General features: G+C 69.8%; 13 protein-coding genes and 1 pseudogene. 10 read left to right on the forward strand and 4 right to left on the reverse strand.

All coding sequences use genetic code 11. The features are described from left to right. Positions 1–87 precede the first annotated feature (87 nt). From ACZ48Z_RS33900 to ACZ48Z_RS33915, 4 genes are all read left to right on the forward strand, one after another. On the forward strand, positions 88–582 hold the full coding sequence (locus tag ACZ48Z_RS33900; protein ID WP_468739725.1) for an ATP-binding protein: 495 nt from the start codon (positions 88–90) through the stop codon (positions 580–582). 142 nt (positions 583–724) lie between these two features. After that, positions 725–1,420 (forward strand): LPXTG cell wall anchor domain-containing protein, encoded by a 696-nt coding sequence (locus ACZ48Z_RS33905; protein WP_468739726.1) that lies wholly within the window; start codon positions 725–727, stop codon positions 1,418–1,420. 239 nt (positions 1,421–1,659) lie between these two features. Next, on the forward strand, positions 1,660–2,751 hold the full coding sequence (locus ACZ48Z_RS33910) for a hypothetical protein (RefSeq protein ID WP_468739727.1): 1,092 nt from the start codon (positions 1,660–1,662) through the stop codon (positions 2,749–2,751). Further along, a complete protein-coding gene (locus ACZ48Z_RS33915; RefSeq protein WP_468739728.1) occupies positions 2,748–4,058 on the forward strand; it encodes a hypothetical protein in 1,311 nt (436 codons plus the stop codon). Before ACZ48Z_RS33910 ends, ACZ48Z_RS33915 begins: the two co-directional genes overlap by 4 nt. 100 nt (positions 4,059–4,158) lie before the next feature. Here the strand turns inward: ACZ48Z_RS33915 and ACZ48Z_RS33920 are convergent, their stop codons facing one another. Further along, positions 4,159–5,703 carry a peptide MFS transporter gene (locus ACZ48Z_RS33920; RefSeq protein WP_468739729.1) on the reverse strand — a complete coding sequence of 515 codons (1,545 nt, stop codon included), beginning with the start codon at positions 5,701–5,703 and terminating at the stop codon, positions 4,159–4,161. Positions 5,704–5,998: 295 nt separating this feature from the next. Between ACZ48Z_RS33920 and ACZ48Z_RS33925 the strand changes: the two genes are divergently transcribed. Together ACZ48Z_RS33925 and ACZ48Z_RS33930 are read left to right on the forward strand one after the other, a co-directional pair. After that, positions 5,999–6,676: a response regulator transcription factor gene (locus ACZ48Z_RS33925; protein ID WP_007382513.1), complete on the forward strand. Its 678-nt coding sequence runs from the start codon at positions 5,999–6,001 to the stop codon at positions 6,674–6,676. A gap of 91 nt (positions 6,677–6,767) precedes the next feature. Beyond that, entirely contained in the window at positions 6,768–8,039 is a 1,272-nt protein-coding gene (locus ACZ48Z_RS33930; RefSeq protein ID WP_468739730.1) for an ATP-binding protein, read from the forward strand. Between the two features lie 30 nt (positions 8,040–8,069). Here ACZ48Z_RS33930 and ACZ48Z_RS33935 read toward each other — a convergent pair whose 3' ends face one another. Then, positions 8,070–8,585, reverse strand: coding sequence for a GtrA family protein (locus tag ACZ48Z_RS33935; protein ID WP_468739731.1), 516 nt, complete (start codon positions 8,583–8,585; stop codon positions 8,070–8,072). Between the two features lie 176 nt (positions 8,586–8,761). Between ACZ48Z_RS33935 and ACZ48Z_RS33940 the strand changes: the two genes are divergently transcribed. Next, positions 8,762–9,901 (forward strand): 5-(carboxyamino)imidazole ribonucleotide synthase, encoded by a 1,140-nt coding sequence (locus ACZ48Z_RS33940; RefSeq protein WP_468739732.1) that lies wholly within the window; start codon positions 8,762–8,764, stop codon positions 9,899–9,901. A 30-nt stretch (positions 9,902–9,931) separates the two neighbouring features. Here ACZ48Z_RS33940 and ACZ48Z_RS33945 read toward each other — a convergent pair. Then, a pseudogene (locus ACZ48Z_RS33945) lies at positions 9,932–11,129 on the reverse strand (RNA-guided endonuclease InsQ/TnpB family protein). A gap of 151 nt (positions 11,130–11,280) precedes the next feature. Between ACZ48Z_RS33945 and purE the strand changes: the two are divergent. Next, complete coding sequence (gene purE / locus ACZ48Z_RS33950; RefSeq protein ID WP_468739733.1) at positions 11,281–11,805, forward strand: 5-(carboxyamino)imidazole ribonucleotide mutase; 525 nt, start codon at positions 11,281–11,283, stop codon at positions 11,803–11,805. Between the two features lie 34 nt (positions 11,806–11,839). On the opposite strand, the gene ACZ48Z_RS33955 is transcribed toward purE, so the two are convergent. Next, positions 11,840–13,042, reverse strand: coding sequence for an RNA-guided endonuclease InsQ/TnpB family protein (locus ACZ48Z_RS33955; RefSeq protein WP_468739734.1), 1,203 nt, complete (start codon positions 13,040–13,042; stop codon positions 11,840–11,842). Between the two features lie 209 nt (positions 13,043–13,251). On the opposite strand from ACZ48Z_RS33955, the gene ACZ48Z_RS33960 reads away from it, so the two are divergent. Next, positions 13,252–14,430 carry a dipeptidase gene (locus ACZ48Z_RS33960; RefSeq protein ID WP_468739784.1) on the forward strand — a complete coding sequence of 393 codons (1,179 nt, stop codon included), beginning with the start codon at positions 13,252–13,254 and terminating at the stop codon, positions 14,428–14,430. 202 nt (positions 14,431–14,632) lie between these two features. Then, entirely contained in the window at positions 14,633–15,745 is a 1,113-nt protein-coding gene (locus ACZ48Z_RS33965; protein WP_468739735.1) for a dipeptidase, read from the forward strand. The last annotated feature ends 5 nt before the right edge of the window (positions 15,746–15,750 follow it).

Consider the following 15,750-nt stretch of genomic DNA (forward strand, 5'->3'; position numbering starts at 1 on the left):
GGAGACATCCGTACTGACTGTTCGGTGAGCGACCTTGCAGTGACGTTCTGACATCGTGAACCGGTGAATCGGTGAGGTGAAGCGCTGATGAGCACCACCCGGCCCTGCACGCCGGGCGACCGTGACCCGGAGCCCAGCGTGGAGCCAGGCGGCGAGGCCGACGTGCCGACGGGACAGCAGGTCCGCCGCCTGAGCTTCGAGGGGGAGAGCGGGGTCGTTCCGCTCGCCCGCGACTTCACCCGGCAGGCCTTGTACGCGTGGGACTGGCTGCCCGCGGCGTCCGCGGACCGGCGGGCCGCGGCGGAGGACGTGCTCCTCGTCGTCTCCGAGCTGGTGACGAACGCCTGCCTGCACGCCGAGGGCCCCGACCGGTTGTCGATCTCCTGCGACAACAAGGTGATCCGGGTCGAGGTCTCGGACAGAGGCGCCGGCGAGCCCTCGCCGCGGACTCCGCACCAGGCGGGACGGCCCGGCGGGCACGGAATGTTCATCGTGCAGCGGCTCTGCCTGGACTGGGGTGTCGTACGGACCCCCGGGACGGCCGGCAAGACCGTCTGGGCGGAACTGGGAACACCCGCCTGACACCGGGCGGGCGGCCTACGGCTCCCGCCCGGCGGTGCCCCCACAGTTCCGACACTTACTTTCTCTTCCTTCCTCTCGTGCCCCGGCGTACCTTGACGGCCGATCTGATGTGCCGTCAGGAACGAGTAAGGGGAGCGGAAACGTGTCGTACCCGAAACGAACCGCCGCGCTCGCGTCCGTCGCGGCCCTGGCCGGCTCGGCGGTGCTGCTGACCGCCCCCGCCGCCCACGCCGAGGTCGTGAACGTCAACTACCAGTGCAAGACGCCGATCGGGGACAAGAGCGCCGTCTCGCCCATCGACATCAAGGGCGTCAAGAGCGGCAGCGGCTACAGGATGACCATGTCCTGGCAGAAGGGCGTCTCGTCCAGCCCGGTCGATCTCGGCAAGGGCGCGATGAACCCGAGCGCCACCATCAAACTGGGCGGCGCGGACAGCGGGACGGTCAATGTGACGGGCCCGGCCAACCAGGCGACCGTCCCCGCCAACACCCCCATCAAGATCAACGACCTGACCGGCACGTACACCCCGAAGAAGTCCGGCAAGGTCACCTTCACCCCGGGCGTCCTCACCATCAAGGCGCTCGGTACGACGACCACCTGCACGCCGACCAACAGCCCCGGCGCCGCGCTGACCCTGGACGTCACCGCCGCCTCGGGCTCCTCCGGCGGCACGCAGAGCGACAGCGGCGGTGACGACTCGGGCGCCGCGCTGCCGCAGACCGGCCCCGAGGACTCGGCGATCGCCCTCGGCACGCTCGGTGGCACGGTGCTGCTGGCGGGCGCGGCCGGCACGCTGTGGCTGACCCGGCGCAACCAGGCGGCCCGCGCGCGCCGCTGACGCCCGGACCGGTCCCGTACGCCCGCCCGCGCTGCGCGTCACCCCTCCTGTCGGAGCCCGCTGGAGCCGCCCATGCCGTCCGCCGCCCGCGTCCTGTCCCCGGCCCTCCCACGTCCCCTGCCGGGGCCCGCCCCCGACGCCGGGGGACGGCCGGCCAGGACGCGGCGCCGACGGTGTCGTACGGCCGAACCCGTGCCCGAATCCCCGTGTGCGGAAGCCGAGTTGACGGGAGCCACGACGTGAGCCCGAGCGGCAAGGCGCGGTTGGCGGTGTGGGCGGCGGTGCTCGCGCTGCTGCTCGCACCCCTGGCGGGAACGGCGGCCGCGGCGGACGGCCCGAGCGTGAAGCTGTCCAAGTCCCAGGCGGGCACCGGGGGTTCGATCACCGTCAGCGGCGACGGCTGGCGGAAGCGGGCGCTGCTGATGATCCTCGTCTGCGGACAGGCCGTGCCCTCGCGCGGGGTTCCCGGCGGCACCAACTCCTGTGCCAATGCCGACGGCCGGGCCGTCACCACCGACTCGGCCGGCCGCTTCAGCAAGAAGCTGCCGGTCGCCGAGCCGCCCGTGCCCTGCCCCTGCGTGGTGCACGTGGCCACCGTGACCGGCGCGAAGGCCGACGCCGACGCGATCTTCCAGGTGGCCGGACACGCAGTGGAACCGCTCCCGGCGGACACCTCCGGCGGCCGGCTGTCCGTCCTCACCGACACCCGCCTCGACGGCTCCGGGGGCCTGCTGACCTGGTTCGGGGCGCCCCCCGCCCGCACCCTCGTCTTCACCGTCGGCAACATCGGCACCTCCGACGTCAAGAACCCCGTCTTCCAGGTCGGCACCGCACACGGGGTGTTCGCCCCGCAGTGGGACGAACAGCAGTGGCGCGGCACGATCCACCCGGGCGGGAAAGCCCGGATCGAGCTGCCCGTCGAGCTCTCGGGCGGCGCGCACGGCGACTACACGGTGTCGTTGAAGTACGGCGGCAAGGTGCTCGCCGAGCAGCCCTGGGGCGTGAGCCGGCCCTGGGGCGTGACCCTGTTCTGGATCCTGGTGTGCCTGGTCGTGCCGGCGGCGCTGTTCCGCATCGGCATGGCCGTCGTGGACCGCCTCCGCCCGAGGCCCACCCGGAGCGCCCGGCGCCGCGGCCGGCGACTGCCCGAACTCGCCCTGCGCCTGCCGGGATTCAAGCCCTCCACGGCCGCGCACGCGGCCCCCCCGACGCCCACCCTGCCGTGGTTCACCCCGGACGCGGATCCGGGCACGGCCGGTGGCCGGCTCTCCGCACCGCACGACGACACCCCGACGAGTCCGACGACTCCCACCAGAGAGGGAACCACGTGAGCATGCGAAGGAGAGTCACACCGGCCGGCGGGCCGAGACGAACGGGCGCGGCGGGCCTGGTGCTGGCGCTGACCGGGGCGGGCGTGGTCCTCGGACTGGCCGCCGGGCCCGCCCAGGCCGCGGAGGTGTCGTTCGCGACCCGGTGCGTACCGCCCGCGGGCGTCGGACTCGACCCCGTCGACGGCACCACCAAGGTCGAGATCACCGCGCCCGCCACCGCGAAGGTCGGCGACCAGATCGACGTGGTGTGGAAGTTCACCCAGGCCGCGTCCAAGAACCCGAACATCATCGACCTGCCGGCCGACTCGGTGCAGCCGACCGGCACGTTGAAGGCAGCCGGCGCGCAGAGCGCCGACATCGCGATGACCGGGCCGCGCGAGAACCCGGCCATCCCCAAGGGCGGCGCCATGGTGCTGTCCGACATGAAGGGCACGCTGAAACTGACGGCGGCCGGGGAACTCACGCTGACGCCGGGCGCGTACACGGTCAACGCCCTGGGGACGAACACGGTCTGCACGCCGACGGAGACGGTTCCCAAGGGGGCGAGCATCGACGTGGCCGCGGGGGACGGCACGCCGACACCCACACCGACACCGACGGCCACCGGGACCGAGTCGCCCGACCCGACCGACAGCGCCACACCCACCGACAGTGCGACCCCGACCCCGACCGCGTCGGACGACGGGCAGACCGACTTCACCGGCGAGCAGGTCGACATCGACTACACCTGCCAGTCGCCCATCGGGGAGAAGAAGGCCACCTCCACCATCCAGATCAACGCCAAGAAGGACGGCGGCAGTTACGGCCTCACCGTGCAGTTCAAGAACTCCCCGATGGACAGCCCCGCCGACATTCCCGCGGACTCGGTGAAGCCCTCCATGGACGTCGTCCTGGGCGGCGCCGACACAGGCTCGGTCCACGTCGAGGGCCCCACCAACTCCGAGCCCATCAAGACGGGCGACCCGATGAAGATCACGGACATGACGGGCACGTACAAGCCGGGGGCGACCGGTGAGTCGACGCTGTCCCCGGGCGTCCTGACGATCAAGGCCCTGGGCACGACGACCACCTGCACACCGGACAAGACAAAGGTCTCCCTGACCCTGACCACGGAGGAGCAGGAGGGCGGCGCGTCCGGCGGTACGTCCGGCTCGGGCGGCACGAGCGGTTCGTCGACCGGCGGCGGCCTCGCGGCGACCGGCGCGGACGACCACGCGGCCCTGAAGGCGCTGGGTCTGGTGGCAGGGACGGCGGTGCTGCTGGGAGCGGCGGTCTTCACGTTCATGCCCGGAAGGCGGACGAGGTGAGGCAGTTCAGGGGCGCGGGGAACCGCGCACATCGGTGAAACACACGGGGCCGCCGCACCAGCGCAGGTGCAGCGGCCCCATCGGTTCAGCCCGTGCGGGCCTAGCGGACGTCCCCCATGAGGGACTTCACCTTGCGTCGGTACATCCACACCGCGAACCCGGCGAGCGCCGCGAGCGCCGCCTCGCCGAACACCGCAGGCGTCCCGCTGAGGTCGACCCCCGCGATCGCCGGGTTGGACAGCAGACCGGTGATCGAGTCGCCAGCGGTGACCGCGAGGAACCACACCCCCATCATCTGCGAGGCGTACTTGGCGGGAGCCATCTTCGTCGTCACCGACAGCCCGACCGGCGAGAGGCACAGCTCACCCACGGTCTGGATGAAGTAGACGCCCACCAGCCACATCGGGCTGACCGCGGTGCCGTTCGCCGCCATGGCGATCGGGACCAGGAAGAAGAAGAACGAGACACCGACCAGGACCAGGCCCATCGAGAACTTCACGATGGTGCTGGGCTCCCTGCCGCTGCGGTTCAGCCACACCCAGACCCAGGCGAAGACCGGGGCCAGCGCCATGATGAACAGCGGGTTCAGCGACTGGTACCAGGAGGTCGGGAAGTCGAAGCCGAGCAGCGAGCCGGCGACCTTCTCGTCGTTCGAGCCGAACGCCTGGACCGTGGACGCGCCCTGGTCGTAGATCATCCAGAACACGGCGGCGGCGACGAAGAACCAGATGTAGCCGGTCATCTTCGACTGTTCGGCGGCCGAGAGCTCCTTGTCGCGCTTGATGCGCAGCAGCACACCCGCCGGGACGACCAGACCGATGACGGTGAGCGGGATCATCGCCCAGTTCAGCGTGAAGTGGCCGGTGACCCCGACGACGCCGTAGAAGACGGTCGCGGCGATCACCCACAGCAGGCCCTTGCGCAGCCAGGCCGCGCGCTCCTCGGCCGCCAGCGGCTTGGGCACGAGGTTGCTCTGCGGGCTCAGGTTGCGGGTGCCGAGCAGGAACGCGGCCAGGCCGATCGCCATGCCGACCGCGGCCATGCCGAAGCCGAGGTGCCAGCTGACCTCCTGGCCGACGGTGCCGATGGCCAGCGGGGCGAAGAAGGCGCCCGCGTTGATGCCCATGTAGAAGATCGTGAAGCCGCCGTCGCGGCGCGGGTCGTCCGGGCCGTCGTACAGGTGGCCCACCATCGTGGAGATGTTGGCCTTGAGCAGACCGGAACCGGCCGCGACGAGCGCGAGACCGGCGAAGAACGGCGCCTGGCCGCCGGGCAGCGCCAGCGTGAGGTGACCGGCCATGATCGTGACGGCCGCGATGGCAACCGTCCTGCGCGGCCCCCAGACGCGGTCGCCGAGCCAGCCGCCGGGCATGGCGAGCAGATAGACCATCGCCGAGTAGACGGAGACGATCACGGTGGTGGTCGCCAGGTCCATCGCGAGGCCGCCGCCCATGCTGCCCTTGCCGGCGTCGGGGCCGCCGGAGAGCAGATAGACGGTGAGCAGGGCCTTCATCCCGTAGTAGGAGAACCTCTCCCACATCTCGGTCATGAAGAGTGTGGCCAGTCCGCGGGGGTGGCCGAAGAAGGCTTTGTCGGAACCGGGGGTGCCCGGAGTCACCGAGTCCTTCGTCAGGCTGGACGCCATGGTCGTTCCTTGCTGGTGGAGGTGTGCCGCACATGAAAGAGACCTTCGGCGCAATACATGCCAAAGGTCTCCATGGTGCTGGAGGCGTCCTATCACCATACGGCAGGACACTGCTGGAAATAGAATGACTTGAGAGATGGATCACAGGTAGCCGGGGAACCGTACACCCTGTTTCCAAGGTCTCCTCACAGTTCCTGCCCCACAGACACAGGTTCACCCGGGTAAGCCGAAAGGTAAGAATCACGGGGTTGTGATCACACCCCAGCATCTGTCAAGAGCGGTCTACCATCAGCTCATGACCCGTGTACTGCTCGCCGAGGACGATGCGTCCATTTCGGAGCCGCTGGCCCGCGCCCTGCGCCGGGAAGGCTACGAGGTCGAGGTGCGTGAGGACGGACCCACCGCACTCGACGCCGGAATGCAGGGCGGCATCGACCTGGTCGTGCTCGACCTGGGTCTGCCCGGCATGGACGGCCTGGAGGTGGCCCGCCGGCTGCGCGCCGAAGGCCACGCCGTACCGATCCTCATCCTGACCGCGCGCGCCGACGAGGTGGACACCGTCGTCGGTCTCGACGCGGGCGCCGACGACTACGTCACCAAGCCCTTCCGGCTCGCCGAACTGCTCGCCCGGGTCCGGGCCCTGCTGCGGCGCGGGGCGGCCGAGCCGGCGCAGCCGCCCGCCACCCACGGGGTGCGGATCGACGTCGAGTCGCACCGCGCGTGGATGGGCGACGAGGAACTCCAGCTCACCGCGAAGGAGTTCGACCTGCTCCGGGTGCTGGTGCGGGACGCCGGCCGCGTCGTGACCAGGGACCAGCTGATGCGCGAGGTCTGGGACACCACCTGGTGGTCCTCGACCAAGACGCTGGACATGCACATCTCCTGGCTCCGCAAGAAGCTGGGGGACGACGCGGCGAACCCGCGGTACATCGCCACGGTGCGTGGTGTCGGGTTCCGGTTCGAGAAGAGCTAGAAGAGCCAGGGGACAGGGGCCGTCGCGCGACTGACCGCCGTACGCGGTCGGTCGCGCAGCGCCTGAGCAGGTCACCCGGCCGGAGGGCTTTGTGCGTCGCCGTTTGATTCAGTCCACGCTCGCCGTCGTGCTCGTGGTCATCGCCGTGTTCGGGGTGTCCCTCGTCATCGTCGAGACGCGGACCATCAGCAACAGCGCCCAGGAGCGCGTCGACTCCGAGGCGATCCGGCTGACCGGGATCGTGGACAGCCGGTTGTTCGCCGCGGAGGACGTGACCGCGGAGATACTGCGCGACCAGGTCGCGCAGGAACGGTACGCCGTGATCCGGATCCCGGGGCAGCCGCCGATCGAGGTCGGCTCTCAGCTGTCCGGCGAGGTCATCAGCTCCACGGAGAAGGGCGAGGAGGGCGAGACGGTCACCGTGCAGGAGCCGCGCTCCTCGGTGACCCGCGAGGTCGGCCGCACGCTGCTGATCATCGGCCTGGTGGCGCTGCTCGCCGTGATCGCGGCGGTGCTCCTCGCGATCCGCCAGGCCAACAAGCTCTCCGCGCCGCTCACCGACCTCGCCGAGACCGCCGAACGCCTCGGCTCCGGCGACCCGCGGCCCCGGCACAAGCGCTACGGCGTCCCCGAGCTGGACCGGGTCGCCGACGTCCTTGACGCCTCCGCCGAGCGCATCGCCCGCATGCTCACCGCGGAACGACGCCTGGCCGCCGACGCCTCCCACCAGCTGCGCACGCCGCTGACCGCGTTGTCGATGCGCCTAGAGGAGATCACCCTCACCGACGACCCGGACACGGTGAAGGAAGAGGCGAACGTCGCACTCACCCAGGTGGAGCGGCTGACGGACGTCGTCGAACGACTGCTGACGAACTCCCGCGACCCCCGCGCCGGCAACGCCGTCACCTTCGACCTCGACGAGGTCATCCAGCAGCAGCTCGCCGAGTGGCGGCCCGCCTACCGCAGTGCCGGGCGGGCCATCGTCAGCTCCGGCAAACGGAACCTCACCGCCGTCGGCACACCGGGAGCGGTCGCCCAGGTCCTGGCCGCGCTGATCGAGAACTCCCTGATGCACGGCGGCGGCACAGTGGCCCTGCGGACGCGCGTCACCGGCAACCAGGCCGTGATCGAGGTCACCGACGAGGGCCCCGGGGTGCCCGCCGATCTCGGTGCGCGGATCTTCGAGCGGACGATCAGCGGCCGCAACTCCACGGGTATCGGACTGGCGGTCGCGCGGGACCTCGCGGAAGCGGACGGCGGCCGTCTGGAGATGCTGCAGGCTCAGCCGCCGGTCTTCGGCCTGTTCCTGTCCCGGACGCCGTTGAAGTCGTCGGTCATGGACGACGAGCCGATGGTGCGCTGACCTGAGAAAACCGGGTACCGGCGGCTCGGCTCAGCGGACCCGCTGCTTCGGCCGGGGCTTGCGGGCCGCCACCTGGTCGGCCTCCTCCAGGAAGGACTCCGCGCTGGCGACCGCCTCACGGGCGGGCAGGGCCTTGAAGACCCAGCTGCGGTAGGACCAGAAGCGGAACAGGGTCGCGATGCCGATGCCGACGAACTTGAAGACGTTGCTCTGCAGCGGGCTGTCCCAGCCGAAGCCGTACGTCGCCGCGTAGAGGATGCCGTTCTCGATGACCAGGCCGACCGCGCTGAACAGCAGGAACAGGGTCAGTTCCTTCGTACGGCCGGTCTTGTCGCGGTCGCGGTACGTGAAGTACCGGAACCCTATGTAGTTGAAGACGATCGCCACGACCGTGGCGATGACGCTCGCGCGGACCACCGGAAGCCCGGTGAGATGCCGGACGAGGTTGAAGACGAGGAGGTTGACGAGGAGCCCCGCTCCGCCCACCGCACCGAATGCGGCGACCTCGCGCACAGCCCGTCGTAGTCCTGAGGAACCATGTCCCATGGTCGTACAGGCCCCCAGTCGATTGGTTTCGTCAACCCAGCCATGCTAACCATCCCCCGTGGCGGTTGCCTGTGGATGACCTCACACTCATGGGAACAAGCTGGGAACAAGCCGGTAAGAACACCGGTAAGAGGCGCGGAATCAGGCCGCCGTGGCGTGACCGATACCCTGGGGTCGTGACGTTCCCGGTAGTCGGCATGGTCGGCGGAGGCCAGCTCGCTCGTATGACACACGAGGCAGGCATCCCGCTCGGCATCAGGTTCAAGCTCCTCAGTGACACTCCTCTGGATTCCGCGGCGCAGGTCGTCGGCGATGTCGTCATCGGCGACTACCGCGACCTCGACACGCTGCGCGAGTTCGCGCGCGGGTGCGACGTGATCACCTTCGATCACGAACACGTACCCACCGAGCACCTCAGGGCCCTGGAGGCGGACGGCATCCCCGTGCGCCCCGGCCCGGACGCGCTCGTGCACGCCCAGGACAAGGGCGTGATGCGCGCGAGACTCGACGCGATCGGCGTCCCGTGCCCACGGCACCGGATCGTCAGCGATCCCGAGGACGTCGCGGCCTTCGCGGAAGAGGGCGACGGCTTCCCCGTCGTCCTCAAGACCGTCCGCGGCGGCTACGACGGCAAGGGCGTGTGGGTCGTGGACTCCGTCGAGGAGGCCGCCGACCCCTTCCGGGCCGGCGTCCCCGTCCTCGCCGAGGAGAAGGTCGACTACGTCCGCGAGCTCGCCGCCAACGTCGTACGGTCGCCGCACGGCCAGGCCGTCGCCTACCCGGTCGTCGAGTCCCAGCAGGTGAACGGCGTCTGCGACACCGTGATCGCCCCCGCGCCCGGCCTGGACGAGTCCCTCGCGCTCAAGGCCGAGGAGCTGGCCCTCAACATCGCCAAGGAACTGGACGTCGTCGGCCACCTCGCCGTCGAGCTGTTCCAGACCCGCGACGGCCGCATCCTCGTCAACGAACTCGCGATGCGCCCGCACAACTCGGGCCACTGGTCGATGGACGGCGCGATCACCTCGCAGTTCGCCAACCACGTCCGGGCCGTCCTGGACCTCCCGCTCGGCGACCCGCGCCCGCGCGCGAAGTGGACCGTCATGGTCAACGTCCTCGGCGGCGACTTCCCCGACATGTACTCCGCGTACCTGCACTGCATGGCCCGCGACCCCAAGCTGAAGATCCACATGTACGGCAAGGACGTGAAGCCCGGCCGCAAGGTCGGCCACGTCAACACCTACGGCGACGACCTGGACGACGTTCTCGAACGCGCACGTCACGCTGCCGGCTACCTGAGAGGCACGATCACCGATTGACCTCGTCCCCTCCCGCTGGGGAGGGGACAGTCACGGCTCGCGCCATGACGCTTCCTGCTTCGCCGCCGACCGCCCGCCCGGAGGTACTCCGTTGGGGTCTTACACCGGCTCCACAGGCCGACACCGCCAGCCAGGCGGCCAGAATCGTCTTTGCGGCGTTGTGATCACGGTCATGCCGGGTGCCGCAGCTCTCACAGGTCCATTGCCGGATGTTCAGGGGCAGTCTGTCGCGGATCAGACCGCACGCGGAGCACGTCTTGGTCGACGGGAAGAAGCGGTCGATCGCGATCAGCTCGCGCCCATACCAGGCGCACTTGTACTCCAGGAGCGAGCGCAATTCCGTCCACGAGGCGTCGGAGATCGCACGTGCCAGGGTGCGGTTGCCGAGCAGGCTGCGGACGGTCAGATCCTCGATCACGATCGTTTGGTTTTCACGAACGAGCCGAGTGGTGAGTTTGTGGAGGAAGTCCCGGCGCCGATCGGCGATCCGTGCGTGGATGCGCGCGACCTCGACGCGGGCCTTTTGCCAGTTCTTCGAACCTTGCCGCTTGCGGGACAACTCCCGCTGGGCCTTGCTGAGTCGGGTGCGGTCCCCCCTCTCGAACCTCGGGTTGGTGACTTTCTCCCCGGTGGACAGTGTGACCAAGCTGGTGATGCCCGCGTCGATGCCCACCGCCGTGTTCGTGGCCGGGGCGCTGGTGACGGCGGTCTCCACGAGGAGGGAGACGAACCAGCGGCCCGCCCTGTCGCGAGACACGGTGACCGTGGACGGCTCGGCACCCGCCGGGAGGGGACGCGACCACACGATGTCCAGCGGGTCGCGCATCTTGGCCAGGACAAGTTCCTCGTCCCTGAACCGGAACGCGGAACGCGTGTACTCCGCGGAATCCTTCGACAGCTTCTTCGACTTGAAGCGAGGGTGGCGGGCGCGTTTGTCGAAGAACGCTGTGTAAGCCGTCTGCAGATGCCGCAGCGACTGCTGGAGGGGCACCGACGACACTTCCGCCAGAAAGCTGTGCTGCTCGGCTTTCTTCCACTGCGTGAGCATGGCAGAGGTTTCGACGTAGGAGACCCTGCGATGTTCCAGCGTCCAAGCCCGAGACCTGGCGTCGAGGGCCATGTTGTAGACCTTGCGCACACAACCGAAGGTTCGCGACAGCTCGGCTGCCTGCTCCTCTGTCGGATAGAAACGGTACTTGAATGCCCGCTTCACGCACTTGGTCCCCATGCTTCACACGCTAGAGCCCTCGATGTGAGACTGTCCGGCATTCTGGAATGTCACCGCGGGATGAAAGCGAGAATGATTTGTTCCCGCCACTCGAGCGGTGCATCCGCCCAATCCTCTCGGCTGAGCCGAAGAGGCATGCAAGGAGATTGAAATGAGCCCCGTTGTAGGCATCGTCATGGGTTCGGACAGCGACTGGCCCGTCATGGAGGCCGCCGCCCAGGCCCTCGACGAGTTCGAGATCGCGTACGAGGTCGATGTCGTCTCCGCGCACCGCATGCCGCGCGAGATGATCGCGTACGGCGAGCAGGCGGACGGGCGCGGCCTGAAGGTCATCATCGCGGGGGCCGGTGGCGCCGCCCACCTCCCCGGCATGCTCGCCTCCGTGACCCCGCTGCCGGTCATCGGCGTCCCGGTCCCGCTGAAGTACCTCGACGGCATGGACTCGTTGCTCTCCATCGTGCAGATGCCGGCCGGCGTCCCGGTCGCGACCGTCTCCGTCGCCGGCGCCCGCAACGCGGGTCTGCTCGCGGCCCGGATCCTCGCCACCCACGACGAGGAACTCCTCGGCCGGATGCGGGAGTTCCAGCAGGAACTGAACGACCAGGCCACCGAGAAGGGCAAGCGCCTGCGGGCCAAGGTCGAGAGCCCGGGCAACGGCTTCGGCTTCGGGAATTGAATGCTCCTCCCCGTCTTCGAGGGGGATTCCTGGCTCACGCTGCTCGGTCGCTCAGCGAACGGTCGAGTCTTATGCGATCAGCACCAGCCGGGTCCAGACCTGCCCGGACAAGCATCACACGGGCGGAGTTCTTGTCCCTGGGGGACATTGCTCCGCACGCGGTGCATGTGTAGGTACGTTCCGAAAGAGGAAGTGCGTGCTTGGTTCTCGCTCCGCACTGTGCGCAGTCCATGGTGGTGTGCGCCGGGTGCACGAGACGGACATCCCGCGCGTGCTTACGGCCCATCTCGATCAAGGCCCGCTTGGTTGCACCGATGGCGGCGTCGGCGGCCTTGCGGGCCATGGTGGTGCGGCTGAGGAACTTCGGGCGGAAGTCCTCCACCGCGATGGCGTCGTGGTCGCGCACGACCTTCTTCGCCCACTTGCGACCGGTGTCCTGCCGTTGCCGGGCGACCTTCTTGTGCTCCTTGGCCCGCAGGCGCTTCGCCTCTCGATAGCCCTTCGATGCGGCCTGCCCCGTCTTCGGTTTGCGGCGGGCCATCATCCGGTCGTACCGGTTCAGTCTCTTCTTGGCCTTGCGGCCGTGCTCGGCGTGCGGGAGGTCGTGCGAGTCGCTGGTCGTGGTCGCGGTGTCTCTCACCCCCCAGTCGATCCCGATCACCGCGCCCGTGGTGGGCAGAGGTCTCATTTCTGCCGGAACAACGAACGAGCAGTACCAGTGGCCCAGAGCGTCCTGGTACACGCGCACCGAGGATGGCTCCGCGGGAAGGCTCCGCGACCACACCACATTCAGCACGATCCCGCCCGCAAGGTGCAGACGGCCGTGCTTCAGTCGGAAACCGCGCCTGGTATAGCTCAGTGTCGGCAGTGCCGCGTGTTTCTTCTTGTACTTCGGCATCCCGGCGCGATGGTGTCCGGGCAGCCCCTGCACGATGTCCTTCACAGCCTTGGCGCGGGACTTGCCGAAGTCGCGAATGATCTGCTGCTGCGGAACCGAACACCCCGTCCGCAGCCACGCGTTGTTCGTCCTGGCCTCGGTGAGCGTGCGGTCGAGGCGGGCCGGGCCGCACGTCTCGCCGTCCCGGTGAGCCTTCACGGAACGGGCAACACACTCGTTCCAGACCCAGCGGCACCGGACCCACTCGGCCTCCAGCGCGGCAGCGGTGGCCGACGATACGCGCAGCCGGAAGGTGTAGCGAGCGTGTCCACCCTGTGGAGCCGCCTTCAGCTCCGTCACCCTCTCACCCCCTCACCAGCCTCCCGCGCAGAACGTCGCGGCACTTCCAACTCTCAGATGGAACCGTACGTACGACGGCCGCACATCCGTGCCCCGATCTCGCGAGCACCGCTCCAATGGGTGAACGTGGGCACGCGTATTCGCATCATTCCGTCTCCGTTCTTCCCTGGCGTGTCTGTCGGGGCCCTCGTAAGAAACAAGTGATGCCCATGACCGCACTGGACACAGCCCGGGAACTCCTCGCCGAGTTCCCGGTCGTCGACGGCCACAACGACCTGCCCTGGGCGCTGCGCGAACAGGTCCGCTACGACCTCGACGCCCGCGACATCGCCACCGACCAGTCGGCCCACCTGCACACCGACCTGGCGCGGCTGCGGGCCGGCGGGGTCGGCGCGCAGTACTGGTCGGTGTACGTCCGCTCGGACCTGCCGGGCGCGGTACCGGCGACGCTGGAACAGATCGACTGCGTACGGCAGTTGATCGCGCGGTACCCGTCCCGGCTGCGTGCCGCGCTCACCGCCGCGGACATGGAGGCGGCGCGCGCGGAGGGCCGTGTCGCCTCCCTCATGGGCGCCGAGGGCGGCCACTCCATCGCCAACTCCCTCGCCACGCTGCGGGCGTTGTACGCGCTAGGTGTGCGCTACATGACCCTCACCCACAACGACAACGTGGACTGGGCGGACTCGGCGACCGACGAGCCCGGCGTCGGGGGCCTGTCGGCCTTCGGCCGTGCGGTGGTGGGGGAGATGAACCGCGAGGGCATGCTCGTCGACCTCTCGCACGTGGCGGCGACGACCATGCGGGACGCGCTGGACGCCTCGCTCGCGCCGGTGATCTTCTCCCACTCCTCCGCGCGGGCGGTGTGCGACCACCCGCGCAACGTCCCGGACGACGTGCTGGAACGGCTCCCGTCCAACGGCGGCATGGCGATGGTGACCTTCGTCCCGAAGTTCGTCCTCCAGGCCGCCGTCGACTGGACCGCCGCGGCCGACGAGAACATGCGCGAGCACGGCTTCCACCACCTCGCGACCACCCCGGAGGCGATGAAGGTGCACCGCGCCTTCGAGGAGCACCACCCGCGCCCGGTCGCCACGGTCTCCACGGTCGCCGACCACCTGGACCACATGCGCGAGGTCGCCGGCGTGGACCACATCGGTATCGGCGGCGACTACGACGGAACGGCCTTCACCCCCGACGGCCTCGACGACGTCTCCGGCTACCCGAACCTGATCGCCGAACTCCTCGACCGGGGCTGGTCGAAGCCCGACCTCGCCAAGCTCACCTGGCGGAACGCGGTCCGGGTGCTGGGCGCGGCGGAGGACGTGGCACGGGACCTTCAGGCGACGAGGGGCCCGTCCAACGCGACGATCACCGACCTGGACGGCTGACGCGTCTTCAGCCCGTCCGGGGGCGCGGCCCCCGGGGGACCGGACGGGTGGAGGTGGCGGGGGGCGCGACGCCCTGACGGGCCGGCCGCACGACCGCGGCCCACGGGGACCCCCCGAACGCCCCGCCCACCGAGAAGCCCCCCGCGCTCCGTGCGACGGTGACCGTACGGCGATCAGGCGATCACGACGTACGGAGCCCGTCATGGCAGACCTCCAGGACGAACTGCACGGCACGGCCGAGGTGGGCGAGCTGCCCCAGCTCTTCGAGGCCGTGCCGGAGCTGTACACCCCCGTCCACGACCCGGACACCGGGCTCCTGGAGCAGGCCCGCGCCATCCTCGCCGCGCACCCCGTCGCCGACGGCTACAGCGGACTGCCCTGGGCCCTGCGGCACCTGCCCTGGTTCGACCTGGAACTCGGTGAGAGCGCCGTGGACACGGATGTGCCGCGGCTCCGGGAGGGACACGTCGGCGCCCTGCTGTGGTCGCTGCACCTGCCCGAAGGACTGGACGGGGACCCGGCGGTGGGCGCCACGCTGGAGCAGCTGGACCTGGTGAAGACGGTCGTACGCAACCACCCGGAGGGGCTGCGGCTCGCCTGTACCGCCGATGAGACCACCGACGCCCGCAACTGCGGCCGGGCCGCCGTCCTGCTCGGCCCCGCCGGTGCCGCCGCGCTCGGCGACTCGCTCGGCATCCTGCGCTCCCTGCACGCCCTCGGTCTGCGCGCCCTCACCCTGACCGGGGTGTGCTGGGCGAGCGAGGCGGGGCTCACCCGGTTCGGCGAGGAGGTGCTGCGCGAGATGAACCGGCTCGGTGTGCTCGCCGACCTCTCCGGCGCCTCCGACGCCACCATGCGACGCGCCCTGGCGGTCTCCAAGGCGCCCGTGCTGTTCACCCGCTCCGCCGCCCGCGCCCTGCGCCCCCACCCCGCCAACCTCCCCGACGACCTGCTGGCCGAGGTGGGCGCCGCCAAGGGACTGTGCATGGTGCCTTTGACCGCCGAGCAGACGGGTCCGACGGTCCGGGACGTCGCCGACCACCTCGACCACGTGCGCGCGGTCGCGGGCGCCGAGTGCGTCGGTCTGTCCGGCACCTACGACGCCGGCACCGCGCACCCGCAGGAACTCGGCGACGCCTCCTGCTACCCGCATCTCGTCGCCGAGCTGCTGCGCCGCGGCTGGACCGAGACCGACCTCGCGCTGTTGACCTGGGGCAACGTCCAGCGGGTGCTGCGCGGGTCGGACTTCACCGCCCGTGCGGCTCAGCAGCGGCGCGAGCCGTCGACGGCGAAGATCGCCGAGCTGGACGGTTAGGCACC

The organism is Streptomyces sp. NPDC031225 (genome assembly GCF_055570355.1).

What these genes read in the sequence shown, in the direction of transcription:
- ACZ48Z_RS33900 (WP_468739725.1), top strand. Translation starts at nt 88, where the DNA reads ATGAGCACCACCCGGCCCTGCACGCCGGGCGACCGTGACCCGGAGCCC.
- ACZ48Z_RS33920 (WP_468739729.1), bottom strand. Translation starts at nt 5,703, where the DNA reads ATGGCGTCCAGCCTGACGAAGGACTCGGTGACTCCGGGCACCCCCGGT.
- ACZ48Z_RS33925 (WP_007382513.1), top strand. Translation starts at nt 5,999, where the DNA reads ATGACCCGTGTACTGCTCGCCGAGGACGATGCGTCCATTTCGGAGCCG.
- ACZ48Z_RS33935 (WP_468739731.1), bottom strand. Translation starts at nt 8,585, where the DNA reads ATGGGACATGGTTCCTCAGGACTACGACGGGCTGTGCGCGAGGTCGCC.
- purE (WP_468739733.1), top strand. Translation starts at nt 11,281, where the DNA reads ATGAGCCCCGTTGTAGGCATCGTCATGGGTTCGGACAGCGACTGGCCC.
- ACZ48Z_RS33960 (WP_468739784.1), top strand. Translation starts at nt 13,252, where the DNA reads ATGACCGCACTGGACACAGCCCGGGAACTCCTCGCCGAGTTCCCGGTC.
- ACZ48Z_RS33965 (WP_468739735.1), top strand. Translation starts at nt 14,633, where the DNA reads ATGGCAGACCTCCAGGACGAACTGCACGGCACGGCCGAGGTGGGCGAG.